Genomic DNA, 12596 nt, shown 5'->3' with positions numbered 1-12596 from the left:
CTGCAGACTATCGCGCTAGAGGGACGCAACCTAGCTGTTCTTGGTGTGTTCCACCGGACCGACCAGCCAGTTGGCCACAGATTCCATCGCCGATGGGCGCTGGGACGGGTGGTGGATACCCGCGGCGATGTCGCGGTACAGTCGCGAAATCTCGGAGGTGCGAGTGAAGCCCGCACCACCGGAGAGCGCCCGAGCGGTCTCGATGTGAGACTGAGCGATATCCGTTGCCATAGTGCGCAACGTCACCCACCGTGCCACGGTCTCGGGGCTCGGGGCGAGTCCCCTATCGAGCTCGTTGACGACCGACTCAACCACCGCATCGAGCGCAATTTGCTTCATGCCAGCTTCGGCGATCTGAGCACGTGCGGCAGGCTGCTGCGACAATGCGAGACCCGTCGAGCGAGACGTGCGTTCGCTCGCGCTCTGGCGAGCAAGCTCGAGTGCGCGATCCGCGATACCTACATACACAGAACCCGTGAGCGTCAAGAACGAAGCGAAGATCGCGGAAACCAACGGCTCGGTCGGATCCCACGGCTCAAAGCGGGTGTGGATCGTCTCGTCCTTCATGAAAGCATCCGTGAGCTTGGTCGCGAACGAACCCGAAGCGCGCATGCCCAGGGCATCCCATTCCCCGACCCGCTGAACGCCGTCCTGAGGCTCAACAAAGCCGTACAGCAGCTTGCCGTCGTGCTTACCCATCACGCCGAGGCGCGTCCACGCTGGGCCCAGCGATGTGAAGACCTTGAGGCCGTTGAGGCTGTAGCCGCCATCAACAGGCGTGGCCTCCGTGTACGAATCCAAAAGAACCGCATCGTTACCCGGCTCCGAGACACCGAAAGCCAACAGCTCACCTTCAGCAACCCACTTGCGCATGAACGCAAGCCGCTCATCGCCCCACGAACGCAGGATCATGTCGACGCCGCACCACACCTGGTGCATGTTCACCGCCAAAGCCGTGGCCGGCGCGGCTGCCGCGAGCATCCGCTCGGCACGCACGAGGTCAGCGAAGGTCCAGCCCGCACCGCCTTCCTCAACCGGCAGCGTCGCTGTGAAATAACCGGCTTCGGCCAGGTCGTGCACGTCTTGGAACGCGAACTCGTTGTTCCGGTCCAATTCTGGTGCGCGCTCCCGCAGGGTTGCGAGCAGGCCAGGGGTCAAGATTGCATTGACGCGATCAGACACGATGATGTCCTTTCTTACGGAGTGAGGTCTCTAAAAGGTGAGGGCGCTCATTTTGGGCGCTAGTAGTCAAGGAGGAACTCGGAGAGCACCGCGCGGCCAAAGATGATCGAATCGATCGGTACGCGTTCGTCGATGCCGTGAAACATCCCGGTGAAGTCGAGTTCGGCCGGCAACAGGAGTGGCGCGAAACCGTAGCCGTTGATGCCCAGATCAGCCAGCGCGTTGTTATCGGTTCCCGCGCCGAGCATGTATGGAAGCACATGACAGCCTGGATCGTGACGGTTGAGCGCTTCGCGCATCGCATCGAAAATCGGAGCCTCGATCGGCGCGCTCACAGACGGCCGGTGATGCTCGACACTGTAGGTCACGTACTCGCCCGCCAACTCCGCAATGCGTTCCAGGGTCGCTTCGTGCTGGCCAGGGAGCGTACGCACATCGAGCCGTGCAACCGCTTCCTGCGGGATCACGTTGTCTTTGTAACCCGCTTTGAGCACGGTCGGGTTGCTCGTGGTCTGTAGCGTGTTCGCAATGAACTTCACGGTCGGTCCCAGTGCGTCGAGCTGCGGCTGAGGATTCTCCGGATCAAACTCGGTACCCGTGATGTGCGCGATACCTTCAAGCAGCGCCGTGGTGGCCTCGTTGTATTCGCGCGGCCACTCATCGCCTGCGATGCGCGCAATCGCGCTCGCCAGGTGCACGATGGGGTTCTCGTTGGTCACAGCCGAGCCGTGGCCTGCTCGTCCGTGGGCTGTCAGCGCACCCCACGCGCGGCCCTTCTCAGCGGTCTGGACGAGGTAGACACGCTCGCCGTTGATCGTGGTCGAGTAGCCGCCGACCTCGCTGATGGCTTCGGTTGCGCCTTCGAAGACCTCTCGGTGGTTCTTCACAAGCCACAGAGCTCCGTATTCGCCGCCAGCTTCTTCGTCTGCGAAGAACGCGACGATGAGGTCTCGTCGTGGTTTGATCCCGCGGCGCGCCATGTCACGAACCGCCGTGAGGATCATCGCGTTCATGTTCTTCATGTCGACGGCTCCGCGACCCCAAATCATGCCGTCCTTGATGTCGGCGGCGAATGGGTCAACGGACCAGTCTTCGGCTTGCGCCGGTACGACGTCGAGGTGCCCATGGACCACGAGTGCCGGTAGTTCGGGTTCCCGACCTTCGATGCGCACAACGACGCTGGCACGTCCTGGTGCCGCTTCGTAAAGGGTCGGTTCAAGACCGACCTCTTGGAGAAGCTCCATCACCATGTCCGCTGCGGGGCGCTCGTTGGCTCCGTCGGGGAAACTGCCGAGGTTGGTGGTGTCGATGCGGATGAGGTCGCGGCAGATGTCCACGACTTCCTTATCGAGGGCCTCCCGCGTCTGTGCGTCGGGGGCGTGTTCACTTGAGTAGCGTGGCTCGGTGTCCGATGCCTTGCTCACGGAGTCTGACATGTTCATAAGTCTAGAACCCAGCTCACGCGCATCAGATACTGCACTTAGAGCTACGAAACTTCGTCATGGCAGTGCTCTTGAAACATGCGGGTTAAGTAGTGCCCCATAGAGTGGTGTAACGCGGTGGCCGAGATCGTCTCCGACTTCGTGTCGTTGTCGGATGTAGAGCGGCCACCGCGTGATCCTTCGAGTCAACCTTCCAAAGAATCCTCGAACGGAGTCATCACGATGACCGCACCCCATATTGTCGACCCTGCCGGCCTGCTGGGCCAAGCCCTCGCCGATGCATCACCGGATCTGATGCGCGAGCTGCTGCAGACCATGATCAACGCCCTGCTTTCCGCCGACGCCGACAGCGTGTGCGGGGCCGAATGGAACGCCCGCTCCGAGCAGCGGACGAATCGCCGCAACGGCTACCGCCAGCGCCCGCTGGACACCCGCGTCGGCACGATCGATGTCGCCGTCCCGAAGCTGCGCCAGGGCTCGTATTTCCCGGAGTGGCTGCTCGAGCGCCGCAAGCGGGCCGAGTCCGCCCTGATCACGGTCGTGGCGGACTGCTACCTCGCTGGTGTGTCCACCCGCCGGATGGACAAGCTCGTCAAGACGCTCGGCATCCACGCCCTGTCGAAATCCCAGGTCTCGCGCATGGCCGCCGACCTCGACGAGCAGGTCGCCGCGTTCCGCCACCGACGTCTGGACGAGGCCGGGCCGTTCACGTTCGTCACCGCTGATGCGCTGGCGATCAAGGTCCGCGAGAACAAGCAGGTCGTCAAAGCCTCGGTGCTGCTGGCCACCGGCGTCAACGGTGACGGCCACCGCGAGGTCCTGGGCATGCAAGTCGCCACCAGCGAGACGAAGGCCTCGTGGAACACCTTCTTCGCCGACCTGGTGGCCCGTGGCCTGGGCGGAGTGCGGCTGGTGACCTCCGATGCCCACGCCGGGCTGGTGGAGGCGATCGCGGCACACCTGCCCGGGGCCGCCTGGCAGCGCTGCCGCACCCACTACGCCGCCAACCTCATGGCCGTGTGCCCCAAGTCCATGTGGCCGGCGGTGAAGGCGATGTTGCACAGCGTGTACGACCAGCCCACCGCATCGGCCGTGCACGAGCAGTTCGACCGCCTGCTGGAGTACACCGACAGCAGGCTGCCCGAGGTTGCTGACCACCTCGGCGATGCCCGTGAGGACCTCCTCGCCTTCACCGGGTTCCCCGACGATGTGTGGCGGCAGATCTGGTCCAACAACCCCACCGAACGTCTCAACCGGGAGATCCGCCGCCGCACCGACGTGGTCGGGATCTTCCCGAACCGGGATGCCATCGTTCGCCTCGTCGGCGCCGTCCTGGCCGAGCAGACCGACGAATGGGCCGAAGGCCGCCGCTACCTCGGTCTCGAAGTCCTCAGCCGCTGCCGACTCACCCTGACCACCGACCCCGCCACCAGCTCGCCGACGGAGGTGAGCACCGACGACCTGATGCAACTACCCGCCTGACCACCCACGAAGGATCACCATTCAGTTACACCACTTCCAGGGGCTTGACCGCGGGTTAAGGGTCAAATGGGGCCGCGGACTGTTTTTCGGAGTGTTTTCCTAGGCTACTGCTTGTAGCCTGTGGTTCGCTATGGATTGCCCGCCGAGGCTTGTCTTGATTCGCCGGTTGTTGTACCAGGAGATGTATTTATCGATTGCTCGGGCAAGTTTCTCGGTTGTTTCCCATACGTAGCCGTGGTACATCTCGACTTTCATTCGTCCGAAGAATCCTTCGCAAGCAGCATTGTCAGGAGAACAGCCTTTGCGTGACATAGAACGGGTGATATTGAGCTGGTTGGTTAAGCCCAGCCAGGAACGCCCACGATAGTGGGCACCTCGATCTGAGTGGAGAACAAGCCGTGATCGGGCAGTGATGCCTTGAGAACGGATAGCATCCTTGAGGCTGTCTTCGGCTAGTTCCATGGTGGGGTGGCGGCTGGTTCGGTATCCCACCACCATGCCGTCATAACAATCTATAATTGCTGAAAGATAGAGACGACCATTATTAGCGGCAAAGACACTGATATCGGTCAGCCAAAGCCTGTTGGGCTGATCCGCCTGAAAGCAGCGCCGCACAAGATTGGGAGGAGCTGGCGATATTTCTCCCTCATAGCTTGAATACCGGAGCTTCTTCTTAGCGAAGCGGACACGTATTCCTTCTTCGCTCATCAAACGACGCACGATTTTCTCGCTAACGACAATTCCACGATGCCTGAGTTCGAACCATATGCGGCGATACCCATACGTGTAAAAACTTGTCTTGGCTATCTCTTTGATCAGCTGCCTCAGGGTCGCGTGCTTGTCCGGACGGGACATCGCTTCCATTTGATAGTAAAAACTAGAAGAACTTAAACCGGTACTCCGCAGTAGCTCAGGAAGGGGAAAGTACTCTCGCAAAGCGTCAACGACCCGGGCCTTATTTCTGTTACTCAGCGCTCCGGGAGTGACGCTCTCGTCTTTTTTTACTAGCTCGAGTTCTTTCTCTAACACCGCCTTATCGACAAGAAGGCTAGGGAGCGTGCGTGCTCGACGCCTCGCCGGGTGTTCTCGCGGATCATATCGACGCGGAGCTGCGCGAGCGTCGCCATGATCTTGAGCATGGCTTCGCCCATCGCTGTTGACGGGTCTATGTCCATCCACGGTTCATCGAGGCTGCGCAGCTTCACGCCTCGCGCTGCGTGGTCACGGATGACCGAGATAGCGATGCTGTCGGTGCCTGCTACGCGGTCGAGCGAGGGAATCACCAGCTCATCACCGGGGCGTTGAATCTTGCGGCACTCGATCCAGTCGGGGCGATCCTCAACGCGACTTGAATTGTGACCTTCGCCGGTAAATGGCGGTGTTCTGTCGATGCTCCGTGGCGGCTTTAGTTGGTGGTACCGATGACAAGCGTGGTCTGGCCGTCCGTGGTCGAGAGTCCTGCCGCCGATGCGAGGGCGGCAGTGCCATCGTCAGCAGCTGAGGTGTCCTCGTCGACGTAGCCAGATCTCCAGGGGAATGGTCGTCAGTGGCGGTACCGCGGCGATGATCGAGAGAGCAGTGACCCGCCATGGCCACCGCAGGGTGATGGCGGTGATGAGCGCTATGGCGAGGTAGATGAGGAACATGCCGCCGTGCAGGGCGCCGAAGATGCTGACACCGACGTCGGTTGTGCCCGTCACGTACTTGAGGAACATCCCCGCGAGCAGACCAGCCCAGGTGAAGGCTTCGAGAAAGGCCGCGACGATGGAGACTCTTGCCACAAGCGGAAGTCCATAACGCTGCTGGGTGCTTGCGCTCATTGGTTCGCCTCGTTGCTCGGGAGTTCGTCTGCGTCCGCGACGGAGCGGGCGAGGTGCTCTGCCAGCGCGGCGCGCAGCTGGTGGGGTAGTGGGATCGCGCCGACGGATTCGCTGAGCCAAAGACCGTCGGCAGCGAGGTAGGCGACCATCTTCTGCAGTGCCCGAGGGTCGGTCGGGTCGATGCTGGCGGGGTCGGGGACCCAGCGAGTGATGACTCGTTTCCACGGCTTGCTGAGCTCGCTGTGGGTGCTCGCTTCGAGCATAAGCAGTAACTCCGCGCCGGTGGCGCCGCGGGCGCTGACTCGGGCATAGGCGGCGAGTCGCTCATCCTGCGATGCCTCATCCGGGTCCTTGCCCAGTGCGTGGATCATCTCCTCGTCCCAGTGCTGGGCTTGATGTTCGTGCAGCGCGAGCATCATGGCGTCCTTCGAGGGGAAGTGGTAGAGCAGCCCGCCTTTGGTGAGTCCGGAGGCGGCGGCGACGGATTCGTACGTGAGCGCCGTGACGCCGTCGGTCTCGACAACGCTGAGGGCGGCCTTGAGGATCGTGTCCCGTTTACTGGTCCGCATGGGCGGTCCTTTCTCGGTCAGTGCTCGGAGTGCAGCTGTGACTGGGTGCCAGGCAGGTACCGGCGCAGAAGCACTCCGGTGATGACTGCGCCCACCGCGAGAACGACTGCGACGACCAGCATCACAACGAGGTAGGCGGAGTCGAAAGCCGTCGCCGCCGCCTGGAGGATCTCTGCGTCACCCTGCGCAGCAGCCTGTGCCTCAGCGATGCTGTTGCCAGCCGCGTCCGGGGCGCCGTCGGGTAGAACGACGCGTGCGCCGTAGATAGCCGTGAGCAGGCTCCCGAGCACGGACACTGCAATGAGGCTGCCGAACTCGTAGGAGACTTCTTCGATCGAGGCGGCCATGCCTGCTCGGCGCACCGGCACGTTCCCGATAATCGCGGTGGAGGCGACCGCCAAGACGGCTCCGATACCAGCTCCGGTCAACAGCAGTCCGAGGATCAGCACGCCGAAGGACGACTGGAATCCGATGACCGTCACCACGACGCCGCCGGTGGCGAAGGCGAGACCGCCGGTGATGAGCGCGAGCAGTCCGGTGCGGTGCAGGAACGCGCCCCCCAGGAGCGCTGTCGGCAACGTGCCCACGGCGCTCGCGGCGACCAAGAGCCCAGCTTCCAGCGGGCTGAATCCGGCGACCTGCTGGAATCGCTGCGTGGTGACGAGCTGGATGCCCCCGATCGCGAACATCGCGAACGACGCGGCCAGCACTCCGGCAGTGAACGCCGGGTTGCCGAAGATGGAGAACTCCAACAGAGGTTGCTCCATACCTCGCTGACGGCGCACGAACAGCCAGAACCCGATGGCAGCAACGAGCAGCGCAACAATGATGGTCGTTGCCGAGGGCGGCGCGTGGCCGATCTCTTTGATGGCCATCACCGTTCCGACAAGCCCGATCATCACCAAGATCGAGGAGATGGCATCCCATCGCTTCGAGGGATCCGGGTCGTTGGCCGGGCGGATCAGCCAGGTAGCGACCAGCGCCAGCACCACAACGGGCACGTTGATCAAGAACACCGAGCCCCACCAGAAGAACTCAAGGAGTGTGCCGCCAATAATCGGGCCGAGGGCGAACCCGATGACCGACATACTTCCCCAGACCGCGATGGCGATATTGCGCTCACGCTCGACCGTGAAAGTGGTGCGGATCAGCGCCAGGGTGGCCGGCATCATCGCTGCCGCACCGACAGCGAGCACAGCACGCGCAGCGATCAGGACCTCGGGTGACGGAGCGAACGCTGCCAGCAGGGAAGCCAGTCCGAAGATCACCAGACCGACAACAAACATCCGCGTGTGGCCGATGCGATCCCCCAGGGTTCCGCTGCCCAGCAACAGCCCCGCCATCACCAGGGGGTAGGCATTGATGATCCAGAGGTTCTGTGTGTTCGAAGCCTGCAGTTCCTCAGTCAGCGTCGGCAGGGCCGTGTAGAGAATCGAGTTATCCAAGGTGATCAGCAGCAGACCTGCTCCAACCGTCACCAGCAGCGACCAGCGTCGCCTCTTCGTCATCGCGGACATGCGCGTCTTCCCCTCGTCGTGAACGACATAACTGTACCAGATGGATAGTGTAGTTAAGTCGACGGAGGGAGAGACTCACGGCGCGCGCTATGCATGGCGTGCGGGCGGCGAAGCTTGGAAGGTTTTAGAGCGAAGGCGCGGCACTTCGATGCAGGCAAAACCGGACGAGCTGGTGCCTCAGTTGGGTACAGGTTTATGAGACTTTCAGCGGGTGGTCGGCCTCAGGTTCGCTTCCTGCGTGAACGCGCTCTCGGGATTGTCTTGCGAAGTCGTCTCGACGGAAAGTGCCTCAAGGCGGTGACTTCCAGGACTTTCTGCACCATGCTGGGGGTATGAGGCTTCTGGGATATACGCGGGTGAGCACGGCGACGCAGGACGCGCAGCTGCAAGTCGATGCGCTGGTGGAGGGCGGGGTGCAGAAGCGGGACGTGTTCTCCGATGTGACCTCGGGTAGCCGGACCGCGATCGAGCGACCGGGGATGAAACGTCTGCTGGACTACGCCGAGGACGGCGACACGGTGGTGGTGTGGCGCATCGACCGGCTGGGCCGGTCCCTGCTCGACGTCCTGAATACGGTCACGCTGCTGCGCGGCCAGGGCGTGAAGATCAGATCGGTCTCGGACGGGATCGACCCGGAGACGACATCGGGCCGGATGATGCTGGGCATGCTCGCGACCTTGGCCGAGTATGAGCGCGAGCTGATCACCGAACGCGTCAATGCGGGGATCGCCGCGGCGAAGCAGAACGGCACCCGCTTCGGCCGACCCCCGGTCGACCCGGCCGTGATCGCGGAGAAGCTCGAAATCGCGGGCGATGCCCGCGCGAAGGGCCGCACCGCCGAGGACGCCGCCCGACTCGTCGGCTGGTCCCGGGCGACGCTCTATCGCCATCGGCAGGCGGCCCGTGCCCGCGAGGCCGTCGCCGAGCAGGTGTGAGGTGGACGGGCCGGCGCGGTGGCGCATCCTGCGGCTGCACGTCGAGGACGGTATCCCGCTGAGCGCCCTGGCCCGGGAGACCGGGATCAGCCTGCGCACCCTGGAGCGCTGGCACGCCCGCTACCGTGCCGACGGGTACGCGGGCCTGGAGACAGGCCAGCGCTCGGACGCCGGCGCCCACCATCTGCCCAGGGAGCTCGTGCGGTTGATCGAGGGCCTGGCCCTCAGCAAGCCCCGGCCCGCGATCGCCACGATCCACCGCAAGGTCACCGACATCTGCGGTACCCGAGGGTGGCCGGTGCCTTCCTACGGGGTGGTCCGCTCGATCGCGGGTGCCCTCGATCCGGGCATGGTCACCCTAGCCCTGGAGGGCGCGGCGTCCTACCGGGACAAGCACGAACTGGTGCTGCGCCGGCACGCCGAACAACCGAATGCGATGTGGCAAAGTGACCACACGCTGCTCGACATTCTCGTGGTGGGCACCGACGTCAAACCAGTCCGCCCCTGGCTGACGACGATCCTCGATGACTGCTCCCGCGCGATCTGCGGCTACACCGTCTTCCTGGGTGCGCCGTCCGCGATGAACACCGCCCTGGCGCTGCGGCAGGCTATCTGGCACAAGAGCGACCCCGCGTGGCCGATGTGCGGGCTGCCGGACGTGCTCTATGTCGACCACGGCAGTGACTTCATCAGCCGCCACCTCGCCGGCACCGCTGTTGACCTGCACATCCGGCTGATCCACTCCACCGTCGCCCGTCCCCAGGGCCGGGGCAAGATCGAGCGGTTCTTCGGCACCGTCAACACCGAGCTTCTCGCTGACCTGCCCGGCCACATCACCGAGGGCCATCCCGCGCCGACGCCGAAGCTGTCCCTGGCCGAGCTCGACAGCGCGGTGGAGGGGTTCGTGGCCACCTACAACGACCGGACCCACAGCGAGCTCGGTGCCTCGCCGCGCACCGCGTGGATCGCCGAGGGCTGGCTGCCGCGCATGCCCGAGAGCCTGGAAGACCTCGACGGGCTGCTGCTCACGGTCGCCCAGTCCCGGGTGGTGCGCCGTGATGGCATCCGCTTCCAGGGGCTGCGCTACGTCTCCCCGACGCTGGCCGGCTACGTCGGACGGCCGGTGGTGATCCGCTACGACCCGCGCGATATCACTGAGATCCGCGTGTTCGACCACGACGAGTTCCTGTGCAAGGCCGTCAACCAGGACCATCACGACGAGAAGATCAGTCTCAAGGAGATCCAGGCTGCCCGCAACGCGCGCCGTCGCGCCCTGCGCCAAGGCATCAATGAACGCATTGCCGTCGTAGCCGCGCACACCACTGAGACGCCATCGACAGCCGAGCCGCCAGCCCCAGCACCGAAGCGGAAGCTGAAAGTCTACAAGGAGGACTTGAGGTGAGCCAGCGCTTCATCGTGACCAAAGAGCACCGCCGCTTCACCGAGTTCGCCGACGCTGTCCGCCGCGGCCACACCATCGGTCTGTGCTTCGGACCGGCCGGGGTGGGCAAGACACTCTCCGCGCGCCGCTACGCCCACTGGGAGAAGGCCTATGACCTGCTGACCTATTGGGGTCCGCGCGCCGACAGCGACGCCAAGATCTACGCCGCCCTCGCTCGGAGTCGTACCGTGCTCTACACCCCCAGCGTGCTCACCACCCCACGGGTGCTGAAGGATGAACTCGACCAGGCGATCACCCGCACCAATATCTGCATCGAGCAGCATCTGGAGGCAGTCGGTCAGATCACCCCGCAGACGTGGGGCCGACGGCACGGCAGGAACCACGTGCAGCTGGTCATCGTCGATGAGTCCGAACGGCTCCGCCCCACCGCGCTGGAGCTGCTGCGCGATCGCTACGACCGCGACAACATCGCCTTGATCCTGATCGGCATGCCCGGCCTGGAGAAGCAGTTCAGCCACTACCCGCAGTTCTACAGTCGTGTCGGCTTCGCCCACCAATACCGGCCCCTGGGCACGGACGAGCTGCTGTTCGTCCTCCAGCGCCACTGGCGCTCCCTGGGCAAGACCCTCGACCCCGAGGACTTCACCGACGCGCAAGCCATCGCTTCCATCACCCGCATCACCCGCGGGAACTTCCGACTGCTGGAGCGGCTCTTCCCGCAGATCGAGCGCGTCCTGAAGATCAACGAGCTCGACACCATCACCAACGACGTCATCGAAGCCGCCGCCAGCACCCTCGTCATCGGCACCACCTGAACAAAGACCGCCACTGAGCATCGACAGAACACCGCCATTTAACAGCGAAAGTCACAACTTGAATAGCCAACGTCAACGAAAATTCGTTCGCAGCCTGCCTGTTCGAGGCGGGCGATCTGCGAGTCTGCATTCTGCTCGCGGGTGCTGACACGGGTGTATCCGAGCTTCACGGTTATCGTCCTAAGCTCGGGCCGCGCTCGGACGGCTTCGGCTTCGTACCGTCGCCCAGCTCGGGCGTATCCGGGCCGCGATCTGCTGCGTGCTTCGGCTTGCTCGGCCGAGCTTCGCGCAGCTCGTTCATCTTGCGCTCGATGCGCTCTCCGAGCGTCATCGGCTTCTCGGGCGCTGCGTCGCCTGTGACGCGGCCGCCCTCGTGCATGAGCACGTTCGAGCGCGGCACGGCCGCGTGCTCGAACACGGGCACCATAGGCCGATGATTCGGGGCGTACTCCCCCATCGGCGGCCGCGTGGCGGCCGATGCCAGGTTCCAGACTTCCTCGGGCACACGCTCGAACTCAAGCGTGTACGGTGACCGCTCCGCGATGTGTTCCATGAACACCTTGGTCGTCCTACCGTTGCCCTCCCTGAACGGATGAGCCTGGTTGACGTGGGAGAAGATTTCGGCCGAGCGTTCCGCGAACGCTGCGTGGTCGAGCTGCGCCCAATCGGTGCGCTCGACCATCGAACGAACGTCGGTCAGATAGGCGTCTATCGAGCCGTTGTGAGCGTCAGCGAACGGGGCCGTGCCACCCTTCGCCATGTTCACAGTCCGGTAAGAACCGCTCCACTCAAAAACGTCTTGAAAGATATGGCCGTGCAGGGCCTTCATGTGCTCGCCGTCGAACGTGCGAGCCACAAGCTCGGGGCGCAGCTCAAGCTCAGTGCGCCGAGCGAACGACATGCGATAGTCGTAGCTGCGCAGCGCCTCGAAGTCTCGGATGCCGGGCACGTTGCGCAGCACACCGTAGCCGGTCTGAGCGTCGTAGGTTTCCGGGTAGAAGTATGACGCCCACGAGTCGAACTGCTGCGGCATCAGAGCGCGGCGGCCGCTCCGGCGATGCGCGCCGCCTTGTCGGCCGAGCGTGCCTGGTAGTCCTCGAACGTCAGCGTGCCGCGCGTGTAGTCGATGAGGTCGGCCACGTCTTCGCGGTTCGGCTCCCATCCCTCATGCCAGCCTGCCGCGAGCGAGCGCACAACGGCTCGGCGCTTGTCAGCGTCGAGCTGGTCAAACAGCTCGGGCCAGCGGGCCTCTACGTCAAATGATGGTTGCGACATAATGCTGCACCTCCTGGTGTACTCCTGATTTTACCGGCCTGCCCGCAAACGGTATAGGTCGGGTTTCGGGTCGGGTTAGGTTTCGGTCATAGGTTTCGGTCGGTCAGATAGCGGCGTGTCGCTGCCTCGGCGGGCTGCCCTGCCGGGCTGCCCGAAA

14 protein-coding genes are annotated in these 12596 nt (G+C 63.7%); 4 read left to right on the top strand and 10 right to left on the bottom strand.

Annotation, left to right across the window (positions count from 1 at the left end):
- Positions 1–30 precede the first annotated feature (30 nt).
- Complete coding sequence (locus JOD50_RS08530) at positions 31–1182, bottom strand: acyl-CoA dehydrogenase family protein (protein ID WP_204881181.1); 1152 nt, start codon at positions 1180–1182, stop codon at positions 31–33.
- A gap of 59 nt (positions 1183–1241) precedes the next feature.
- Positions 1242–2618, bottom strand: coding sequence for a M20/M25/M40 family metallo-hydrolase (locus tag JOD50_RS08525; RefSeq protein ID WP_204881180.1), 1377 nt, complete (start codon positions 2616–2618; stop codon positions 1242–1244).
- Positions 2619–2846: 228 nt separating this feature from the next.
- Between JOD50_RS08525 and JOD50_RS08520 the strand changes: the two genes are divergently transcribed.
- A complete protein-coding gene (locus JOD50_RS08520) occupies positions 2847–4106 on the top strand; it encodes an IS256 family transposase (protein ID WP_070491369.1) in 1260 nt (419 codons plus the stop codon).
- A gap of 99 nt (positions 4107–4205) precedes the next feature.
- On the opposite strand, the gene JOD50_RS08515 is transcribed toward JOD50_RS08520, so the two are convergent.
- The 5 genes from JOD50_RS08515 to JOD50_RS08495 all read right to left on the bottom strand — a co-directional run bounded on the left by JOD50_RS08515 (position 4206) and on the right by JOD50_RS08495 (position 8012).
- The gene (locus tag JOD50_RS08515; protein ID WP_204881179.1) at positions 4206–5135 is read right to left on the bottom strand and encodes an IS3 family transposase; all 930 of its coding nucleotides are present in this window, start codon (positions 5133–5135) and stop codon (positions 4206–4208) included.
- Complete coding sequence (locus JOD50_RS10465; protein WP_338052121.1) at positions 5129–5497, bottom strand: recombinase family protein; 369 nt, start codon at positions 5495–5497, stop codon at positions 5129–5131. The genes JOD50_RS08515 and JOD50_RS10465 overlap by 7 nt, the downstream gene beginning before the upstream one ends.
- A gap of 99 nt (positions 5498–5596) precedes the next feature.
- A complete protein-coding gene (locus tag JOD50_RS08505; RefSeq protein ID WP_017836493.1) occupies positions 5597–5887 on the bottom strand; it encodes a DUF3817 domain-containing protein in 291 nt (96 codons plus the stop codon).
- Between the two features lie 35 nt (positions 5888–5922).
- A complete protein-coding gene (locus JOD50_RS08500) occupies positions 5923–6495 on the bottom strand; it encodes a TetR/AcrR family transcriptional regulator (RefSeq protein ID WP_132064289.1) in 573 nt (190 codons plus the stop codon).
- Between the two features lie 17 nt (positions 6496–6512).
- Positions 6513–8012 (bottom strand): MFS transporter, encoded by a 1500-nt coding sequence (locus tag JOD50_RS08495; protein WP_204881178.1) that lies wholly within the window; start codon positions 8010–8012, stop codon positions 6513–6515.
- A gap of 332 nt (positions 8013–8344) precedes the next feature.
- Here JOD50_RS08495 and JOD50_RS08490 point away from each other — a divergent pair, with 332 nt between their 5' ends.
- Genes JOD50_RS08490 through JOD50_RS08480 form a run of 3 tightly spaced genes read left to right on the top strand, consistent with a single transcriptional unit; the run spans position 8345 to position 11164 of the window.
- Positions 8345–8947 carry a recombinase family protein gene (locus JOD50_RS08490; protein ID WP_017836496.1) on the top strand — a complete coding sequence of 201 codons (603 nt, stop codon included), beginning with the start codon at positions 8345–8347 and terminating at the stop codon, positions 8945–8947.
- 1 nt (position 8948) lies between these two features.
- The gene (locus JOD50_RS08485; RefSeq protein ID WP_204881177.1) at positions 8949–10349 is read left to right on the top strand and encodes a Mu transposase C-terminal domain-containing protein; all 1401 of its coding nucleotides are present in this window, start codon (positions 8949–8951) and stop codon (positions 10347–10349) included.
- Positions 10346–11164 carry an AAA family ATPase gene (locus JOD50_RS08480; protein WP_017836498.1) on the top strand — a complete coding sequence of 273 codons (819 nt, stop codon included), beginning with the start codon at positions 10346–10348 and terminating at the stop codon, positions 11162–11164. The genes JOD50_RS08485 and JOD50_RS08480 overlap by 4 nt, the downstream gene beginning before the upstream one ends.
- Positions 11165–11202: 38 nt before the next feature.
- Here JOD50_RS08480 and JOD50_RS10635 read toward each other — a convergent pair whose 3' ends face one another.
- Genes JOD50_RS10635 through JOD50_RS08470 form a run of 3 tightly spaced genes read right to left on the bottom strand, consistent with a single transcriptional unit; the run spans position 11203 to position 12439 of the window.
- Positions 11203–11334: a recombinase family protein gene (locus tag JOD50_RS10635; protein WP_338052081.1), complete on the bottom strand. Its 132-nt coding sequence runs from the start codon at positions 11332–11334 to the stop codon at positions 11203–11205.
- Positions 11335–11336: 2 nt separating this feature from the next.
- On the bottom strand, positions 11337–12197 hold the full coding sequence (locus tag JOD50_RS08475) for a Fic/DOC family protein (protein ID WP_204881176.1): 861 nt from the start codon (positions 12195–12197) through the stop codon (positions 11337–11339).
- Complete coding sequence (locus JOD50_RS08470; RefSeq protein WP_204881175.1) at positions 12197–12439, bottom strand: antitoxin VbhA family protein; 243 nt, start codon at positions 12437–12439, stop codon at positions 12197–12199. Before JOD50_RS08470 ends, JOD50_RS08475 begins: the two co-directional genes overlap by 1 nt.
- Between the last annotated feature and the right edge of the window lie 157 nt (positions 12440–12596).

The sequence above is a fragment of the Pseudoglutamicibacter cumminsii genome, assembly GCF_016907775.1.
In the GTDB taxonomy this organism is placed as follows: Bacteria; Actinomycetota; Actinomycetes; order Actinomycetales; family Micrococcaceae; genus Pseudoglutamicibacter; species Pseudoglutamicibacter cumminsii.
This window is presented reverse-complemented; position numbering and strand designations above follow the sequence as displayed.

Excerpts from the sequence above, each read along its gene's own strand:
- JOD50_RS08500 (WP_132064289.1), bottom strand. The coding sequence starts at position 6,495 with ATGCGGACCAGTAAACGGGACACGATCCTCAAGGCCGCCCTCAGCGTT.
- JOD50_RS08470 (WP_204881175.1), bottom strand. The coding sequence starts at position 12,439 with ATGTCGCAACCATCATTTGACGTAGAGGCCCGCTGGCCCGAGCTGTTT.
- JOD50_RS08475 (WP_204881176.1), bottom strand. The coding sequence starts at position 12,197 with ATGCCGCAGCAGTTCGACTCGTGGGCGTCATACTTCTACCCGGAAACC.
- JOD50_RS08520 (WP_070491369.1), top strand. The coding sequence starts at position 2,847 with ATGACCGCACCCCATATTGTCGACCCTGCCGGCCTGCTGGGCCAAGCC.
- JOD50_RS08490 (WP_017836496.1), top strand. The coding sequence starts at position 8,345 with ATGAGGCTTCTGGGATATACGCGGGTGAGCACGGCGACGCAGGACGCG.
- JOD50_RS08495 (WP_204881178.1), bottom strand. The coding sequence starts at position 8,012 with ATGTCCGCGATGACGAAGAGGCGACGCTGGTCGCTGCTGGTGACGGTT.
- JOD50_RS08525 (WP_204881180.1), bottom strand. The coding sequence starts at position 2,618 with ATGTCAGACTCCGTGAGCAAGGCATCGGACACCGAGCCACGCTACTCA.